The sequence below is a fragment of the Neobacillus ginsengisoli genome (assembly GCF_030813055.1).
Genome location: NZ_JAUSTW010000005.1, coordinates 142,383 through 158,285, shown reverse-complemented (window position 1 = coordinate 158,285; position 15,903 = coordinate 142,383). Strand labels below are relative to the sequence as shown.

Below are 15,903 nucleotides of genomic sequence, written 5' to 3'. Positions count from 1 at the left end.
TTTTTGGAGAAAAAATTGTTAAACCTTCTTTTTGCTTTGTGTATTGTTTCCTTGCCATTTTTATTCAAAGGGTCAAAAATGAGAGAAAATCTAGTTATTTTTTTCTCAAAAGGAGTTATAGCAACTTTATTTGATGCATATGTTGTCGGTTCCAAAAGAGTTGAATATCCAGTTCGTCCATTTCCAAAAATTTTTAAGACTAACATCATTTACGACATTTTGTTTTACCCCATTTTAAGTGTCATCTGGGTTAAACTTTCATATAACGATAATATAGGTAAAATTCTATTGAAAAGCTTGATATTTAGTATCCCTATGAGTATCGGTCAATGGTACTTTGAAAAAAATTCCAGATTATTCAAATGGAAAAAATGGTCACCATTCCATACTTTTGGAAGTGTGAATATTACTCTGTTTATAATTAGAGGTTTTGTTGGATTACTAAGAAAATTGGATAAACTCAAGAATGCATAGGTAAAGCTAACTATATAAATGTAAAAATCAGAGGAACTGATATTGTTCCGAGTGAAAGCGCAATTTATGATTGTAATGAAGTTTTTAATGGAATATTTAACTAGCAAAATCACCGACAAACGAATGAAGAAATTTAAAAGCTTGGATACCCAAGCTTTTTTATTATGGCTGAATCAATATCGTAGTTTAGAAAAATTACTTACAACTTCTAATTTTAAAACCACTACTCGATCTTTACACCAACATCAAACACATAAGGCTGTTTTGGAGCTGTAATTTTTGAAATCTGTATTATGTTTATAATCGGGATTGCAGAGCCATCATATTGGGTTTGCCCAATCGTTCCAGTAACCTGTACCCATTTATCCTTCGGTAAGGCTGCTACATCTCCTTTTGCCATAAATCCAAATACGGAAGCATCCGCCACACAACAAGTAATGCCAAATCGAGCGACGATAATTTGGTTTTGGATGAAATTCTTTTCTCGATAAACAAACCCTTTTGCGGTAACGGTTTTACCAATCATACCCTTTAGATTATCTTGAATGATATTCATCATGGGTACATATTGATCATCATTAATATTAATCATTTTTGCTTTTAACAGTTTCTCCTTCAATAAGGTGTATTCAGATTCAGATAACGGCTCAGGTTGATTATTGGGTGTTGTTGTAGAATTAGTGGTAAAAGAATTTATTTTTTGAGAATTTGAGATGTTTTTAACATTATTGGTTTTGTTCGTAACAAGTGAATCTGCTCCAAGTTTAATGGTTCGATTCATTGCCACAGAGCTATTAAGAACGTTGTTTGCAAAAAGAAAGCCAGTTATGATCGGAAGAATAAACAATAAATAAAATAATAGGCTTTTAAGGATTGAATTCGGATAGGAATGTTCTGCATCACATTCACATTGGTAATGATCTTTCTGATTCGAAGTTCCTCTAATTATTAATAGAACGCCTAAAATTAGAAAAATAAAAAGCGTAAGGTAAATGAAATGAACCATTTTGGGTGCAATCAAAAGTGTAATATCCTGTGTAAGGAGTAATTTAAATAACAATAACATAAATCCTATAAGAATAATTCCCCTAATAAGAGGATGAAAGGATGCTGCTTCTTCATTTTCCTTCTTCATCATTTACCTCCTATAAAAAAATCATCTGAAATATTAATACGGTAATATAGACGGTTACAGGCGTTACCAATAGTAGTGTAACAACCAATTTTTTCTTAAAATAGGCGAATAGCATCAGAGTGTTTTTTATGTCAATCATCGGTCCAAATACTAGGAAAGCAAGCAGTGCTCCTTCTGTGAAAGTTGAACCAAACGAGGAGGCAACAAAGGCATCTGCTGAAGAACAAACGGAAAGAACATAGGCAAAACCCATCATAACCCCTGGAGCTAATGCGGTGTTTGTCCCTAATGATAAAAGTGCATTTCGGTCAAAAAATGCCTGAAACAAACTTGCAAGGAATGCACCGATGAATAAATATTTTCCGGTATCAAAGAGTTCATCACTGGCATGATATAACGTTTCAAAAAATTTATTTCCCTCTGAATGATGGTGAGGATGGCGGTGTCCATCTATTCGATCTTTTAAAATATTTTCTCCCTTAAAAAATCGGAAGATGATTAACCCAATGACGATCGAACTAATAAAACCAACAAGCATTCTAGCATTTGCAATGTAAGGTGTGCTTTTAAAAGCAAAATAGGTAGAAGCATAGACAACAGGATTGATGATAGGAGCACTAAGCATAAAGACAACTCCAACATGTGAAGGCATGCCTTTCTTTATTAACCTGCGAATTACCGGAATAATGGCACATTCACAAATAGGAAAAATAATTCCTAGTAAAGCAGCTGGAAAAATGGCTAAATAAGCATTACGCGGTAATAGTTTTTGAATGGTATTCTCGGAAACAAAAGATTGAATGATCGCTGATACAAATACCCCTAATAAAATAAATGGTATGGCTTCTAAAATAATACTTAGAAAAATGGTATTAACATTAAAAAAAGAACTTGGGATTCTATTAAAAATTGAGTTATTTCTGATTTCCTCAGCAAAAAGAAAGAGAACCACAAATAAACAAAATAGAAGAAAAATGGTCCAATCTCTTATCATCCTTTTAATTATTACCAACACAATTTACCTCCTTAATCTAGTAGCTCTATCATATTGTTATGCACCGAAAAGGAGTTAATTCATTAAAAATAGATTATCCTACTCCAAATACGTAAATTCTTGAGTTAAAGCATTAATTTTGAGGCAAAGGCTATGGAATAAAAAAATAAAGGGAGTGGCGCGGACAATGCCGAAATTTCATTAATTGAATATTATTGAACCTGATTATTTTATGAATCTTTTAAAGAATAATGTTAATTTGAATAGGTAATTGTAAAAGTATCAAATATAATCCACCAACATCAAACTTTATTAAAAATAATAAAAAAGATCCTTTTATATGTTAACGATATATTTTAATATGTATAAGTAATAGTTAATTAAAATAGAAAGAAGAGAAAAAGATGAATAAACTTCTCCAATTATTCCGAATAGGTTTAGGGCTTTTATTAGGCAGTATCATTTTTCTGTCTGGATGTAGTAATCCTTATTTGCCGTTAAATAAAAAAGCAGAAGCACCCATGAAAAACACTAGTACTAAACCTTCTCCGAATAAGAATATCTCAAGCAATCAACAAATAAAAAATGATAACAAGGTGAAAGCAGTTAACTGGTTAATGCCTACGGGAGGAGCCTATCCAGTAATAGGACCAAACGATCCCATATGGATAAAAGTTTCTAAAGAAAAGCAAAGGGTTTATATAATGAAAGGCAATGAAATTACCTATACAATGATTGCATCTACAGGGTTAGATACAAGTCCCGACACTTCGACACCTGTAGGAACCTTTTATATCCAAAAGGAAAGGGGGACAAGCTTTTATAATGCCAACGAAAAAGAAGGTGCCAAATACTGGGTTTCGTGGAAAAATCATGGAGAGTTTTTGTTTCATTCGGTTGCAACGGACAAGAACGGCAATGTGATTCAAAGTGAAGCAATGAAGCTAGGACATAAGGCATCACATGGTTGTGTTCGGCTAGCTGTTCCTGATGCTAAATGGATTTATGATAACATCAGATACAACACAAAGGTCGTTATTGAAAGCTAAATCAATAATCCATATCCGTAAAATTTCACACGTATAGTTTGTTTAATTGTAATAGTCAAAAAAGCTTCTTCTGTTGAAGGAGCTTTTTTTCGTAATGCTTAATTCATAAAAAAGAGGAACTAGTACGTTTTATTGGTGAAATTAAATGAAAGGTTTGAAAGAGAATTAAACAGAATGGATGATTTTCAAACTACCTAGAAGGAATAGATAGGCTAAGATCCCTCAACTAGTCCTATTTTACCATCTATTTTCTTTTAAATTTTGTTTTCCCAGCGTTGATGATTTCCACGTCAATATTTATATTTCTCAACATTTTTGATTCAAGCTTTAATCCTCCATTTTTGCTTAAGTTATGCCACGATTTAGGGTCATTCCTATATAATGCGTCAGACAAACGATAAACGTCGGCATACCGTTTGATCCCTTGCTTATAGGTATTGTTAATCTCCTTTCGAATCGCGATGACTGCTTTCTCTTTAAGTTCATCTTCTGTTGATGCTTGATCCATTTGAATAATACTTCCCTTACTCTTTACATTTAAAGTATAAAAAAGTTTTTTATCTGCAATATTTGGTATAATCTTTGTTTTAGGATTTTGGAAAACAATCGTTCCTAGTTGTTTCTCACCATTATAAATATATATGGGTGCCCGTACGGTATTTTTTTGAACCCACCTTAGACCATGTATTTCAGAAGGTGATAAATGACCCTTATAATGATAGTTCTGGATAATCCCGATTCCATCATTTATTGTCACTTCGAAGGGATCTTTATCTTTGTTCCATTTCTTATTAGTTGTGGATAAAAATGGCAGAATGGCCGTCTTACTTCCATCTTTTAATTGAGCAATAAACTCATATAATTGAATAGGTTTAGATGTGGAGAATTGACGGTAATTACTCATTGGACTAGTTAATTTTGAATAGGCTGGTGAGTAACTCATAATAGGTTTTGCAGTAAACAAATCCATTAATGGACGTTTTGTGCCATAAACCCATATGGTATTTCTTATTTCATTAAATCGTTCTGTTGTATCCAGGGCAGCTTGAACCACTTCAGGGTGCTTCAATGCTCTTTCACTAAAGACTATATCAGCTAAGTGTGACCAGGAAACACGCTGTTGAGCGGTATGATAGAGCTGATCAGTGGCGAGATCAAATGACTTTCCTTCACCTTTGCCTACCCATATAGGTTGGGCGGTAGTCTGTCCACCAGCACTTTCTTGTTTTGCTACATTAGAAAAACTAATCACTTGAAAATATATCTTGACTTTATGATTTTTATAATCTACTCCAATTGCGTGAATATAACGAGTATGCTCAATTTCCTGCGAATCCCAGCATGCTGTTAAGCATAAAGGTAATGCGATAAAAACAATCATCCATTTCCATTTCATGATTGGTTCCCACCTTGACTAGTCTGATCGTTTGAGGTTAGGGATGGGGAACGCTCTTTTTCTCTACTTTTTGGCACTCGAAGTAATCCAGAAATCAGTTCCTTAGGATCTAGTGTACTAAGCGTGGATAAATAACTAACACCAAATGATTCTAAATTAGCTAAGTAAATTAATATACAAAAAGCAGAAATAAAAAAACCCACTATACCTAAAATGGACGAAGCAAGAACAACAAAAATCCGCAAGAGTGATACAGTACCAATTAATGCTTGACTCACTAATGTAAAAGTGGAAACAATTGAAATAGCTGTGGCGACAAGGATACCAGGGGATGTCAACCCAGCACTAATGGCAGCTTGTCCGATAATCAATCCACCAACAACGGAAAGAGTTTGGCCTATTGCAGCGGGTAAACGAAGGCCGGCTTCACGAAAAAGTTCAAAGAGAAACAACATAATAAAGCATTCTAATTGAGCTGGAAACGGAACTCCCTGTCTTGAGACCGATAAGGTAGCCAATAATGTAAACGGCAGTTGGTCTGAATGATAAGAAATTAAAGAAATAAAAAATCCAGGAAGCAGCAAGGAGATAAACAATCCACCTATTCTTAATAATCGTTCAACCGAAACGAAAAAATAGGGGAAATGAGCGTCTTCTGGTGTTTTAATTAGTAAGGATAATGTTGCAGGCGCAATCAAAGCCGTTGGAATACCGTCAATGATTAAAACAAACCTTCCACGGAGCAAAGAGTCGGCGATAAAATCCGGCCTTCCACTATAGGCACAAACCGGAAAAATAGTAAAAGGGGAATGGGTTAACAGTAATTCCTCCATTTGATTTGAGCCGATAATACCATCTATCTTCAAAGCCATTAACCGTTCTCTGATATTTTGGATAATGGTTGGTTTAGCAATATCGTGAATATATAATAAGGCGATCCTCGTTTGGGTTCTTTCACCAACAGTAAATTGTTCATAATGTAAACTAGCGGTCCGCAACCGTTTGCGAATAATCGCTACATTTGTAGAGAGGTCCTCAATCAACCCATCCTTTGGACCTTGAATGGAAAGTTCAAGGTTAGGTTCATCGGGTGCGCGTAGTGGAGGTTTAGCAATATCTATCGCTAAGAGACGCTCAAATTTAGGGAGAAATATAAAAAGTTTCCCCCTAAAAACTTGGGCTATCACTTCCTCCTGAATTTGCTCACCATTGCTGCAATCCAAATGATATACTTTTTCTTTTGCTAGCGTTTCGTCATGGAACCATTCATCATTTATTCCGATTTTTGCAAACAAAGGTAAAATCACTTCATTTATCTTCTCTGAATTACATAAACCTTCACAGTAAAAAATAAGAGACTCTTGTTGACCAATAAAAACCGTTTGAAAAGAAACATCTGCACATTTCGAAAACCAGTCTTTTAAAACTTCTCCTGAAATTCCAGTTTTTTTCCTAAACTTACTTTTTTTGTCATGAAAAAGATCTTTAAAGCTCATATTCTCACCTTCTTTATTCTTGAAGTGATAAAAATGTTAAGGGCGATCAAGATGGTGATACCAGTAACCACTACCAAACTCCATGGAAAATAAACCGTTAAGAAAGCAAAATATTTCATATCGCTAATCGGATAAACAGCTAAGAAAATATAAACAAGATACAAACTGACTAATGACCACATACGTTGTCGTTTCTTTTTGATACTTAACAGATCAACAAGTAAAAATGTGGACAGAGATATCCGAATAAAAGCACCAGCTAACCATTGGTAAACAGATAAAAAATCTAGGTGCTCAATGTAGCGCCCAATCGATACTAATCGCCACTCTTCAAAAGCAGGATAACGAAAGTTCTCCGCTTCCTCAGGGCCAAATTCTGTAATCGCTCCGATTAATGGCCCTAAAATTAAAATCATTAAAATGAAAAAAAGAATAAGCAGCGTACGCCATTTTACGGAAGAATTAAGATACGGTACCATAAACACGATGATCACCATTTCAATGAAACCTGATCCTGTATAAGAAGTGCCCATTAGAACAGGATGAAATCCATTCTCTAAAAAGGGTTTTAACATAGTAAAATTTTTGTGTGGAATATTTGCTGTCATAACAAAAAAACCCAAGACCACTACGATGGGAAGCAGCACACCTGATGTTATAGCAATTGAACGAATACCTGAGAAGCTATTGTAAAAACATATCAGACTTAAAGCGAAAGCAATGACCATACCTGGTGTGTTTGGCAAATAAAACTCATTAAATGTAATGGTTTCCCTTAACGTCATCGTACTCATAAATAGTAAGTACAAAACGAATATAAACAAAAATAGGTAGGATATTACGGTACCAAAGTATTCTTTAAGCCAGATGGTGATGTGCTTTGATTCTGTTTTTTTTAAAATATAATAAAGTAATGGTACCCAAAGTGAAAATACACCTGAAGTCATTATCACAGACAACCATGCATCACGTTTTGATGATTGGAGCAACAAAGGAATCAGCATAACATGGCTCAGTAAGCCTGTTGATAAAATAATCATGCTTGCCATTTGTCCAATATTTATTTTTTGGTTCATATTTTTCTCTTTTCCCAGTTATATATTTATGGTTTTATTTTGATCAACAAATAATCGTATATTAAATGGTATTTTTTTACATTACAACTATCATTAAACACCCCCTATCATTTTTACCTACATTTAGTATTAGCCACGGTGGATTTCTTATCCAAAGTTTGGAATAAATTGCAGAGATCCCTTGGGATTGGGTAGGGAAGGATAATATTTTTCCACTAAACAACCAAAAATGGAGAATATAAAACTGTTATTATTCAGTTTTCATGTAAGTGCTTTCAATAAAATCCCCTTGACCTCGACGAATTTCGACAATATAATTTAAAAAGTGAAATTTTTTTGATAATTTAATTTAAAAAAAAACGGAGGAATTTATGAGCAATCTATTTAGGAAAAAATCTATAAAAACTATGATTGCACAGAGCCAGAAGGTTGAATTAAACCGAACATTAAGTTTATTTGATCTGATCTTTTTAGGTGTAGGCTGTGTAATTGGGACAGGGATTTTTGTTGTGACAGGTGTAGTGGCTGCAGAGAGTGCAGGACCGGCCATTATTATTTCATTTATTATTGCGGGAATTGCATGTGCGTTGGCAGCCCTTTGTTATGCGGAATTTTCTTCAGCAGTTCCAGTATCAGGGAGTGTTTATACCTACACCTATGCAACTATGGGTGAAATCTTTGCCTTTTTGATTGGTTGGGACCTAATGCTGGAATATGTTTTGGCTATATCCGCAGTAGCTACCGGATGGTCGGCCTATTTCCGTTCCTTAATTGAAGGATTCGGTTTTCATTTCCCTTCATTACTATCTTCTGCACCAGGAACAGGGAAAGGCGGAATGGTTGATTTACCCGCAATCATTATTATTCTATTGATTACGGCGCTCGTCAGTATCGGTGTAAAAGAAAGCACGCGCTTTAATAATGTAATGGTTTTTATTAAATTAGTCATTATCATTACTTTTATTATCGCCGGGATAGGATATGTCAAACCTGAAAATTGGACACCATTTGCACCATTTGGATTTAAAGGGATAGTCACAAGTGCTGCAACGGTTTTCTTTGCGTATATTGGTTTTGATGTTATTGCCACGGCTTCAGAGGAAGTAAAACACCCAAAACGCGATATGCCAATTGGAATTATTGTTTCGTTGGCGATTTGTACGATTTTATATATGGCTGTATCACTTGTGTTAACCGGTATGGTTCCTTATACTCACTTAAATGTTGGCGATCCCGTTGCACTTGCACTTAAGTTTGTTGGACAAAATCAGCTAGCGGGCCTGATCTCCGTCGGAGCGGTGGCAGGGATTACAACTGTTTTGCTTGCGTTAATTTATGCACAAGTCCGTTTATCCTATTCAATGAGTCGTGACGGATTACTTCCGAAAGGACTTGCAACGGTCCATAAGAAGTACAGAACTCCCTTTTCAAATACATGGTTAACCGGTTTTGTTGCAGCAGGAATAGCAGGATTTGTTGATTTAACCACACTCGCACATCTCGTTAATATGGGAACACTTGCCGCATTCACGTTAATTTCGGTTGCGATTATTATTTTGAGGAAGAAACACCCTGAATTAAAGTCCACATTCCGTGTACCTTTTGTTCCTGTTCTCCCGGCAATCAGTGCAATATTTTGCATCTATTTATCAATCAGTTTGCCAGCGATTACATGGATCTCATTTCTGATTTGGCTTTCAATTGGAACATTGGTTTATTTTTTGTACGGAAGAAAGCATAGCCTTTTAAACAAGGAACAATAATAGAAACAAAATTTAATGATGGGAATCTCTATCAATAAAAAGGACAATTTCCTCCAATGTAGGGGTATTGTCCTTTTTTCATTTTTTATTAGTTGAAGTTTGAGTAAGTTAAGCCCCCGTTGGAAATAGGCACCTAAATCAGTAACAGTGACCTAATTTGAAACATATTTTGTTGAAGAGAGTACAGATGAATCTGGTGGTTCTATCTATCTAGACTAACTCATGACCTTAGTTATTCTCTGTTTAAATATCAGTTTTCATTTTTAAAATTAAGGGGGAGGTACGTATGCAAAGTTTTCAAAATGATTTACAAATGTTGGGCATGGATCCCTACAACGTCGGTGAGGTAATTCCAATGGACCCTCAAAGCCAACTATATTCTCAAGATGCTCGGCGTTGCGGAGGATTTCGTTGTGGAGGATTCGGATGCGGAGGATTCCGTTGTGGTGGATTCCGTTGTGGTGGATTCGGATGCGGAGGATTCCGTTGTGGTGGATTCCGTTGCGGTGGATTTAGTTGTTTCAGCTGCTTTAGCTGCTTTGGTTGTGCCGGCTGTTTTGGAGGAATTGGATTTGGAAGTTGTTTCGGATTGGGTATCGGTTTTATATAAAAGAAAATGCTCCAGCAGAAGTGCCCAAGGGGCACTTCTTTTTTAGTCTTAACATAATGGACAAATTAAAGAACATAAAATGATAGTGGCAAATTAGAATGAATTTTAGGAATAAGGAGGCGCTGAATGACAAAATTGACATCTTCCTCACGTTTAAAAGTAAAAAGGGATACATTTTTTCTCCCGGATCAATCAGGGGGTGTTTATTTTAGAAATAATGTAAGCTCGTTCCAGATGGAAGGAGCCACCATCTATCAGTGGATTGAAAAACTAATGCCGATGTTCAATGGGGAAAAGACATTGGAAGATCTGACAGTGGGATTAACTCCTCCTTATCGGAACAGGGTATATGAGATCGGTGAAACGTTGTACAAGAATGGCTTTGTTCGAGATATTGGCCAAGATATACCACATCAATTAACCAGTAATGTGCTTCATCACTATGCTTCACAAATAGAATTTATCGAAAATTTTGTGGAATCTGGTGCGTTCCGATTTCAGCAATATCGCCAAGCTAAAGTACTGACAATCGGGTCTGGCGACTTCATCGTTTCAACGGTTTCGTCGTTACTGGAATCGGGCCTGCCTAAATTTCATGTCATGGTAACAGATACCCCTCCAACCAATCGGCAGCGATTAAATGAATTGGTGGATAAAGCTAAAATGACGGATCCTGAGGTCGAAGTAGAGGTGGTATCTTTTCAGAAAGAGGAGGGGAGAAGTTTTTGGCGCGAAGCTTTGAAGCCCTATGATTGGGTTCTATATGTGTCGCAGGATGGAAATATAAAAGAATTAAGGGATCTAAATTTGGTTTGTAAAGAAGAAGGGAAGGCCTTTATACCCGCTATATGTTTAGACCAGGTGGGGTTAGCCGGTCCACTTGTTCATCCAGAATCGGATGGCTGCTGGGAGTCCGCTTGGCGTCGCCTTCATCAAACTGAAGTAACTATGAATAAGCAGCCCCAAACTTTCTCTCCGATTGCAGGATCACTATTGGCGAATGTTACAGTGTTCGAATTTTTCAAGAAGGTAACAGGCGTTGCAGGAACAAATCAGGGAAACCAAATTTACCTACTTGATCTTGAAACGCTAGAAGGAGATTGGCTTTCGTTCCTAACACATCCGCTAGTGACGACTAAAATGGAGACACCAAGACAGGTTGAGGATCTTGATGCTAGGCTCAAACAAGAAACGGAGAGAAATGACCCGAAAAGTTACCTATTGGACTATTTCAGTCGCTTAACTTCAGAAGAAACCGGAATTTTTCATATCTGGGAGGAACGAAATTTGTCCCAGCTGCCGCTTGCACAGTGCTATGTTCAAGCAGTGAACCCTCTGTCAGAAGGTCCGGCAGAGCTGCTAACAGAAATTATCTGTGGAGGTTTAACCCATGAGGAAGCAAAAAGGGAAGCCGGGCTGACAGGTATTGAAATGTATGTATCAAAAATGATGGATTCACTCGTTAAGGCAGGCAGCAATAACGAATTAGCATTTTTTTCAAGAAGTTTTATAGGAATAGGTGCTGGTGAAACAATTGAAGAGGCTGTTTGCCGAGGGTTGCAAGCCTATTTAGAGGAAGAATTAAGAAATAGAAAGGTCGATCAACTGAAAACGATTTCTCATATGGAGCTCGGGTCGATGGAAGATCGACACTGCCGATTTTATTTAAATTCCCTGACTACCTTGAATAGCATACCGGCGATCGGAATAGAAGAGGAAATCCATGGCTTCCCCGTCATAAGGGTTAGATCAAACGACCGATGGTACACAAGGGTAGGTCTAAATACAACATTGGCGTTAAGGAGTGCATTACAACAAGCGCTAATGGATGCTCAAAATCAAGTGAATTTCAAAGATAGGCAAGTGGTAAAGCCATCCGTTTTTTTGAAAAATAACTCTTCAAAACTTGAAATTCCTTCTTGTGAGGAAATTACACAATTTGAGCTATATCAATCCGCTATTCAAGTCCTTCACAGTAACAACAAACGACTAAGCGTTTATGATCTTAGCTTAGAACCTTTTTTAAAGCAGCCTGAGCTGGCAGGAGTGTTTGGTGTGCAACTACGAGAGGGGGAATCCTGATGGTTGCCCAAATTCTAATTGAAGGTGAGGGAATATTAGCGGAATGTGTCGGTAGGCTTTTATCTGATCAATATAACGTAAGACGACGTAGCGACTCAGTGGAAGTTCCCGAAGACACAGATCTAGCATTGGTATTACAAGATGGCTGGTATCCATCGATTTATCAAAAAGCGGAAGAAAAATTCCGGTCTTCGGGAATCCCATGGCTTCGAGGGGTTGTTTCATTTGGGGAGGGAATCATAGGTCCAATCGTATTGCCAGATGGACAGGGATGCTCTCTCTGTGCAGACATACGGCGGATTATCGCCGGACCGGATAGTCTGCAAATGTGGAGCCTCCAAGTAAGCATGCCGAAAGAAGAAGGATCACTGCGTGATGCATGGGCATCACGAACAGGACTAATGCAGATGGCATTCTTAATAAGCAAGGAGGTACAGAGGATTCTTAATGGTGAACGTGCCTACTTGGAAAATAGGGTGTACATTACCAATCTAAGAACGTTACTCACTTCCAGCCACTTTTTCTTGCCCGATCCTAAATGCCCGGTTTGCAGCCCTATACCAGAGGACACTGCTACATTAGCCCAAATTAGCATCAAATCCAGTCCTAAAATCAGTAAGGATAGTTACCGCTGTCTTTCTATTAGTGAATTAAAATCAGTATTGGACAAAGAATATCTGGATTATCGAACCGGGGTTATGAATGGAAGAATGCAGGATTACAGACTTCCATTTGCAGATGTCCTGGTGAACATGCCCTTGTTTGGAGCTGATGAGGGGGTAGCCGGTCGGTCGAATTCCTATGAGATGAGTGAGCTAACGGCCATTTTGGAAGGGTTGGAGCGATATTGCGGGCTTGAGCCACGAGGGAAGAAGACGGTAATTCGAGGCAGCTATCGCAATTTGGAGAAAATAGCACTGCATCCTGAACGTGTCGGTTTACATGATCATGAACAATATGCCAAGGTTAATTTTCCATTTAAACCATTTCATCTTGATGCACAAATGAATTGGGTATGGGGATATTCGTTTTTACAAGAACGCCCAATTCTGGTTCCGGAGTTACTCGCCTACTACAGTTTAGGCTATAGAGAGGGCCTTGTTTACGAAACGTCGAATGGATGTGCAGTAGGTGGGAGCCTTGAGGAAGCTATTTTCCATGCGATTATGGAGGTTGTCGAGCGAGATTCATTCCTGTTAACCTGGTATGCAAAGCTGCCTCTTCCGCGTCTTGACCTTGGTTCTGCAGACGATAAAGAATTACAGCTGATGGTCGACAGGATACGAGAGGTTGCGGGTTATGACCTCTACTTTTATAATTCGACGATGGAACATGGGATTCCAAGCGTTTGGGCAGTCGCAAAAAATAGAAAATCCAAGGGTGTCAACATTATTTGTGCAGCCGGAGCAAATCCGAATCCGGTAAATGCTGTTAAAAGTGCGATTTACGAGCTGGCAGGAATGATGTATAGACATGATGAAAAATTGGAGGAAAACCGAAAACAATATGAAAGGATGTTACTAGATCCATTCGAAGTCAAGACGATGGAGGACCACGGCATGCTGTATGGTTTGCCGGAGGCGGAGGAGCGCCTGAATTTTTTATTGAATAATAAACAACCTTTAAGAACATTTAAAGAGGAGTTTAAGCCCCAGCCGACATACAAAGATTTGAAAGATGATCTAGAGAACATCTTGCAAAGGCTCCGCCGGTTTAACCTCGAGGTTATTGTGGTTGACCAGTCAACACCAATAACTAAACGGAACGGATTATTTTGTGTAAAAGTATTGATTCCAGGAATGTTACCGATGACATTCGGTCATCATCTAACCCGTGTAAAAGGGCTGGAGAGAGTTCTGAACGTACCGATGAAACTTGGATTTACAATGCAGCCGTTAGAATATGAACAACTAAATCCATATCCTCATCCGTTTCCATAATGGAAGAGTAGGAGGTAACAGGTTGAATCTAGATACATTTCTATACAATCTGCATTTTGAAACAGATAAACTATTTCCGCCTGATTGGCAGGTTGATTGGGAAGATGCACCACTTTCTTATAAATTGTATCGTGGCTTACCGGAGATTCCACTATCTGCAGAAGTACCGTTATCGCTCATGGGACGTGTTGCTCCTGTAAAACCAAACCTTGAGGACATCAGTCATTTTCTATGGTATATATACGGCTTTACTCAATACTCACAGACCGCTTTTTTCAATGGATTCACGGAACATGATGTGAGTATTGTCCCTTCGTTACGGAGATTTGTTCCCTCGGGAGGGGCCATGTATCCCAATGAATTATACGTCTATTTAAAGTTGGATGATATCCCAGAAGGAATCTACCACTACTCCGTTGCTCATCATCGCCTCGAATTGTTGAGAGAAGGAAATTACGACTCCTATATATCTAGGAGTCTAGGATATGGCTGTGATGTTTCAGACTGTTTTGGGACCCTTTTTATTTCGACGATGTTTTGGAAAAATTTTTATAAATATAATAACTTTTCCTATCGTTTGCAAGGGCTAGATACAGGAGTGGTAATTGGGCAATCATTAGAAGTGGCGGATCGGTTAGGCTTCTCTACACGGGTATGCTACCAATTCCTTGATCGACCAATTAATCATTTACTAGGTCTATCCGAACAGGAGGAAAGTGTATATGCAATTATCCCCTTATCGAATCATACAGCTTTTCATTTCGGTGATAGCGATGAGCTAGAAAGTGTTTTTGCCAGTGCTTTATGCCAGGAGTTACCAGTTTTGAATCATGAAACCATTCAACGATCAAAAAGAATATTAGATTTTCCAATGATAAGAAAGGTAAATGAAGCATCGATGTTAGAATCAACAGATCTATTTGTTAAAATGGAGCAAGATACTCGTGTGAGTGTTTCCTCTAGCATGGAAACTGTCATGATGCCTTTTACAGAGTCTTTATCTTATGATCTTGCGGATGTTTGCAGAAAGCGGCATTCTCCTGATGCGGATTTTTTGATAGGAAAGGTAAGTCAAGCACACATAGCCACTTTGCTAGAAGAGATATTTTCCTTTTCTTATCAGAATGACCTTGACAAAATAGATGGAAATATTGAGTCTCGTTTGGCTTTGGTTAGTTGTCTTTATCATGTAGAGGACGTTCCAAATGGGGCATACTCCTATGACAAAAGGGCTAATGCTCTTCGGAGAATATCCTCTGGTGATTATCGGGAGTATTTACAAAAAGGGTTAACATTAGATAATGTGAATCTGTTTCAGGTCCCGCTTTGCTTCCATGTAGTTGGAGACAAGGATCATCTCTTCATGACATTGGGGTATAGAGGATATCGGATTCAGCAAATGGAAGCGGGCATTCTTGTGCAACGACTCCTCTTGGCGGCGAATGCTTTAAATATGGGCGGCCACCCGCTTCTGGGTTTTGATGCGAAATCATGTGACGAACTTTACCAGATTGATTCAAAAGGAAAAACCAGTTTAATCCAAATTCCTGTCGGTCACTATCGCCCACGCGCATGGTTAAAGGGGAGTTTGCATAGCTAGATAGAGAAATGATCTGGATTGCGTACAGATACATGGCAACAGTAGCGGTTATGTTCATGGTATCTATGGTACTTTTGATTAGTCTTCATTGAAATTACCTATAATACCAAATCACGTTTAAAGTAAAACGGTCAAAATTAGGGTACTTCTTAAAACAACAATCAATCTAAAAACAGCAGTTAAAAGATAGAATGGCTTGGAGAAAAACTTAGAGCCATTCTTTTCTGTGTTTTCTTTGGTGAATTGTTTGGGATTAGTGGTAGATTTCTCCTTCGGTATACAGGTTGC

General features: G+C 37.7%; 12 protein-coding genes. 7 read left to right on the top strand and 5 right to left on the bottom strand.

The window, feature by feature from the left end:
* Positions 1–3: 3 nt before the first annotated feature.
* Positions 4–474: a CBO0543 family protein gene (locus J2S10_RS16110; protein WP_307409579.1), complete on the top strand. Its 471-nt coding sequence runs from the start codon at positions 4–6 to the stop codon at positions 472–474.
* Positions 475–697: 223 nt separating this feature from the next.
* On the opposite strand, the gene J2S10_RS16105 is transcribed toward J2S10_RS16110, so the two are convergent.
* Positions 698–1,609 carry a TIGR03943 family putative permease subunit gene (locus tag J2S10_RS16105; protein ID WP_307409577.1) on the bottom strand — a complete coding sequence of 304 codons (912 nt, stop codon included), beginning with the start codon at positions 1,607–1,609 and terminating at the stop codon, positions 698–700.
* Positions 1,610–1,619: 10 nt separating this feature from the next.
* Positions 1,620–2,621, bottom strand: coding sequence for a permease (locus tag J2S10_RS16100; RefSeq protein ID WP_370876229.1), 1,002 nt, complete (start codon positions 2,619–2,621; stop codon positions 1,620–1,622).
* 386 nt (positions 2,622–3,007) lie between these two features.
* Between J2S10_RS16100 and J2S10_RS16095 the strand changes: the two genes are divergently transcribed.
* Positions 3,008–3,652, top strand: a complete 645-nt coding sequence (locus tag J2S10_RS16095; RefSeq protein WP_307409573.1) for a L,D-transpeptidase — start codon at positions 3,008–3,010, stop codon at positions 3,650–3,652.
* A 244-nt stretch (positions 3,653–3,896) separates the two neighbouring features.
* Here J2S10_RS16095 and J2S10_RS16090 read toward each other — a convergent pair whose 3' ends face one another.
* From J2S10_RS16090 to J2S10_RS16080, 3 genes are read right to left on the bottom strand one after another with little or no spacing between them, the layout of a single operon-like run.
* Complete coding sequence (locus J2S10_RS16090; protein ID WP_307409571.1) at positions 3,897–5,048, bottom strand: Ger(x)C family spore germination protein; 1,152 nt, start codon at positions 5,046–5,048, stop codon at positions 3,897–3,899.
* Positions 5,045–6,544 (bottom strand): spore germination protein, encoded by a 1,500-nt coding sequence (locus J2S10_RS16085; protein ID WP_307409569.1) that lies wholly within the window; start codon positions 6,542–6,544, stop codon positions 5,045–5,047. The genes J2S10_RS16090 and J2S10_RS16085 overlap by 4 nt, the downstream gene beginning before the upstream one ends.
* On the bottom strand, positions 6,541–7,620 hold the full coding sequence (locus J2S10_RS16080; protein WP_307409567.1) for a GerAB/ArcD/ProY family transporter: 1,080 nt from the start codon (positions 7,618–7,620) through the stop codon (positions 6,541–6,543). The genes J2S10_RS16085 and J2S10_RS16080 overlap by 4 nt, the downstream gene beginning before the upstream one ends.
* A 371-nt stretch (positions 7,621–7,991) precedes the next feature.
* Here J2S10_RS16080 and J2S10_RS16075 point away from each other — a divergent pair, with 371 nt between their 5' ends.
* The 5 genes from J2S10_RS16075 to J2S10_RS16055 all read left to right on the top strand — a co-directional run bounded on the left by J2S10_RS16075 (position 7,992) and on the right by J2S10_RS16055 (position 15,615).
* Positions 7,992–9,383, top strand: a complete 1,392-nt coding sequence (locus J2S10_RS16075; RefSeq protein WP_307409565.1) for an amino acid permease — start codon at positions 7,992–7,994, stop codon at positions 9,381–9,383.
* 286 nt (positions 9,384–9,669) lie between these two features.
* Positions 9,670–9,993, top strand: coding sequence for a heterocycloanthracin/sonorensin family bacteriocin (locus J2S10_RS27485; RefSeq protein ID WP_370876224.1), 324 nt, complete (start codon positions 9,670–9,672; stop codon positions 9,991–9,993).
* A 126-nt stretch (positions 9,994–10,119) separates the two neighbouring features.
* Positions 10,120–12,075, top strand: a complete 1,956-nt coding sequence (locus J2S10_RS16065) for a putative thiazole-containing bacteriocin maturation protein (protein ID WP_307409560.1) — start codon at positions 10,120–10,122, stop codon at positions 12,073–12,075.
* The gene (locus J2S10_RS16060) at positions 12,075–14,015 is read left to right on the top strand and encodes a TOMM precursor leader peptide-binding protein (RefSeq protein WP_307409558.1); all 1,941 of its coding nucleotides are present in this window, start codon (positions 12,075–12,077) and stop codon (positions 14,013–14,015) included. Before J2S10_RS16065 ends, J2S10_RS16060 begins: the two co-directional genes overlap by 1 nt.
* A 22-nt stretch (positions 14,016–14,037) precedes the next feature.
* Positions 14,038–15,615, top strand: a complete 1,578-nt coding sequence (locus tag J2S10_RS16055) for a SagB family peptide dehydrogenase (RefSeq protein WP_307409556.1) — start codon at positions 14,038–14,040, stop codon at positions 15,613–15,615.
* The last annotated feature ends 288 nt before the right edge of the window (positions 15,616–15,903 follow it).

Coding starts and splice junctions, on each gene's coding strand:
- J2S10_RS16105 (WP_307409577.1), bottom strand. CDS start 1,609: ATGAAGAAGGAAAATGAAGAAGCAGCATCCTTTCATCCTCTTATTAGG.
- J2S10_RS16095 (WP_307409573.1), top strand. CDS start 3,008: ATGAATAAACTTCTCCAATTATTCCGAATAGGTTTAGGGCTTTTATTA.
- J2S10_RS16090 (WP_307409571.1), bottom strand. CDS start 5,048: ATGAAATGGAAATGGATGATTGTTTTTATCGCATTACCTTTATGCTTA.
- J2S10_RS16085 (WP_307409569.1), bottom strand. CDS start 6,544: ATGAGCTTTAAAGATCTTTTTCATGACAAAAAAAGTAAGTTTAGGAAA.
- J2S10_RS16080 (WP_307409567.1), bottom strand. CDS start 7,620: ATGAACCAAAAAATAAATATTGGACAAATGGCAAGCATGATTATTTTA.
- J2S10_RS16075 (WP_307409565.1), top strand. CDS start 7,992: ATGAGCAATCTATTTAGGAAAAAATCTATAAAAACTATGATTGCACAG.
- J2S10_RS27485 (WP_370876224.1), top strand. CDS start 9,670: ATGCAAAGTTTTCAAAATGATTTACAAATGTTGGGCATGGATCCCTAC.
- J2S10_RS16065 (WP_307409560.1), top strand. CDS start 10,120: ATGACAAAATTGACATCTTCCTCACGTTTAAAAGTAAAAAGGGATACA.
- J2S10_RS16060 (WP_307409558.1), top strand. CDS start 12,075: ATGGTTGCCCAAATTCTAATTGAAGGTGAGGGAATATTAGCGGAATGT.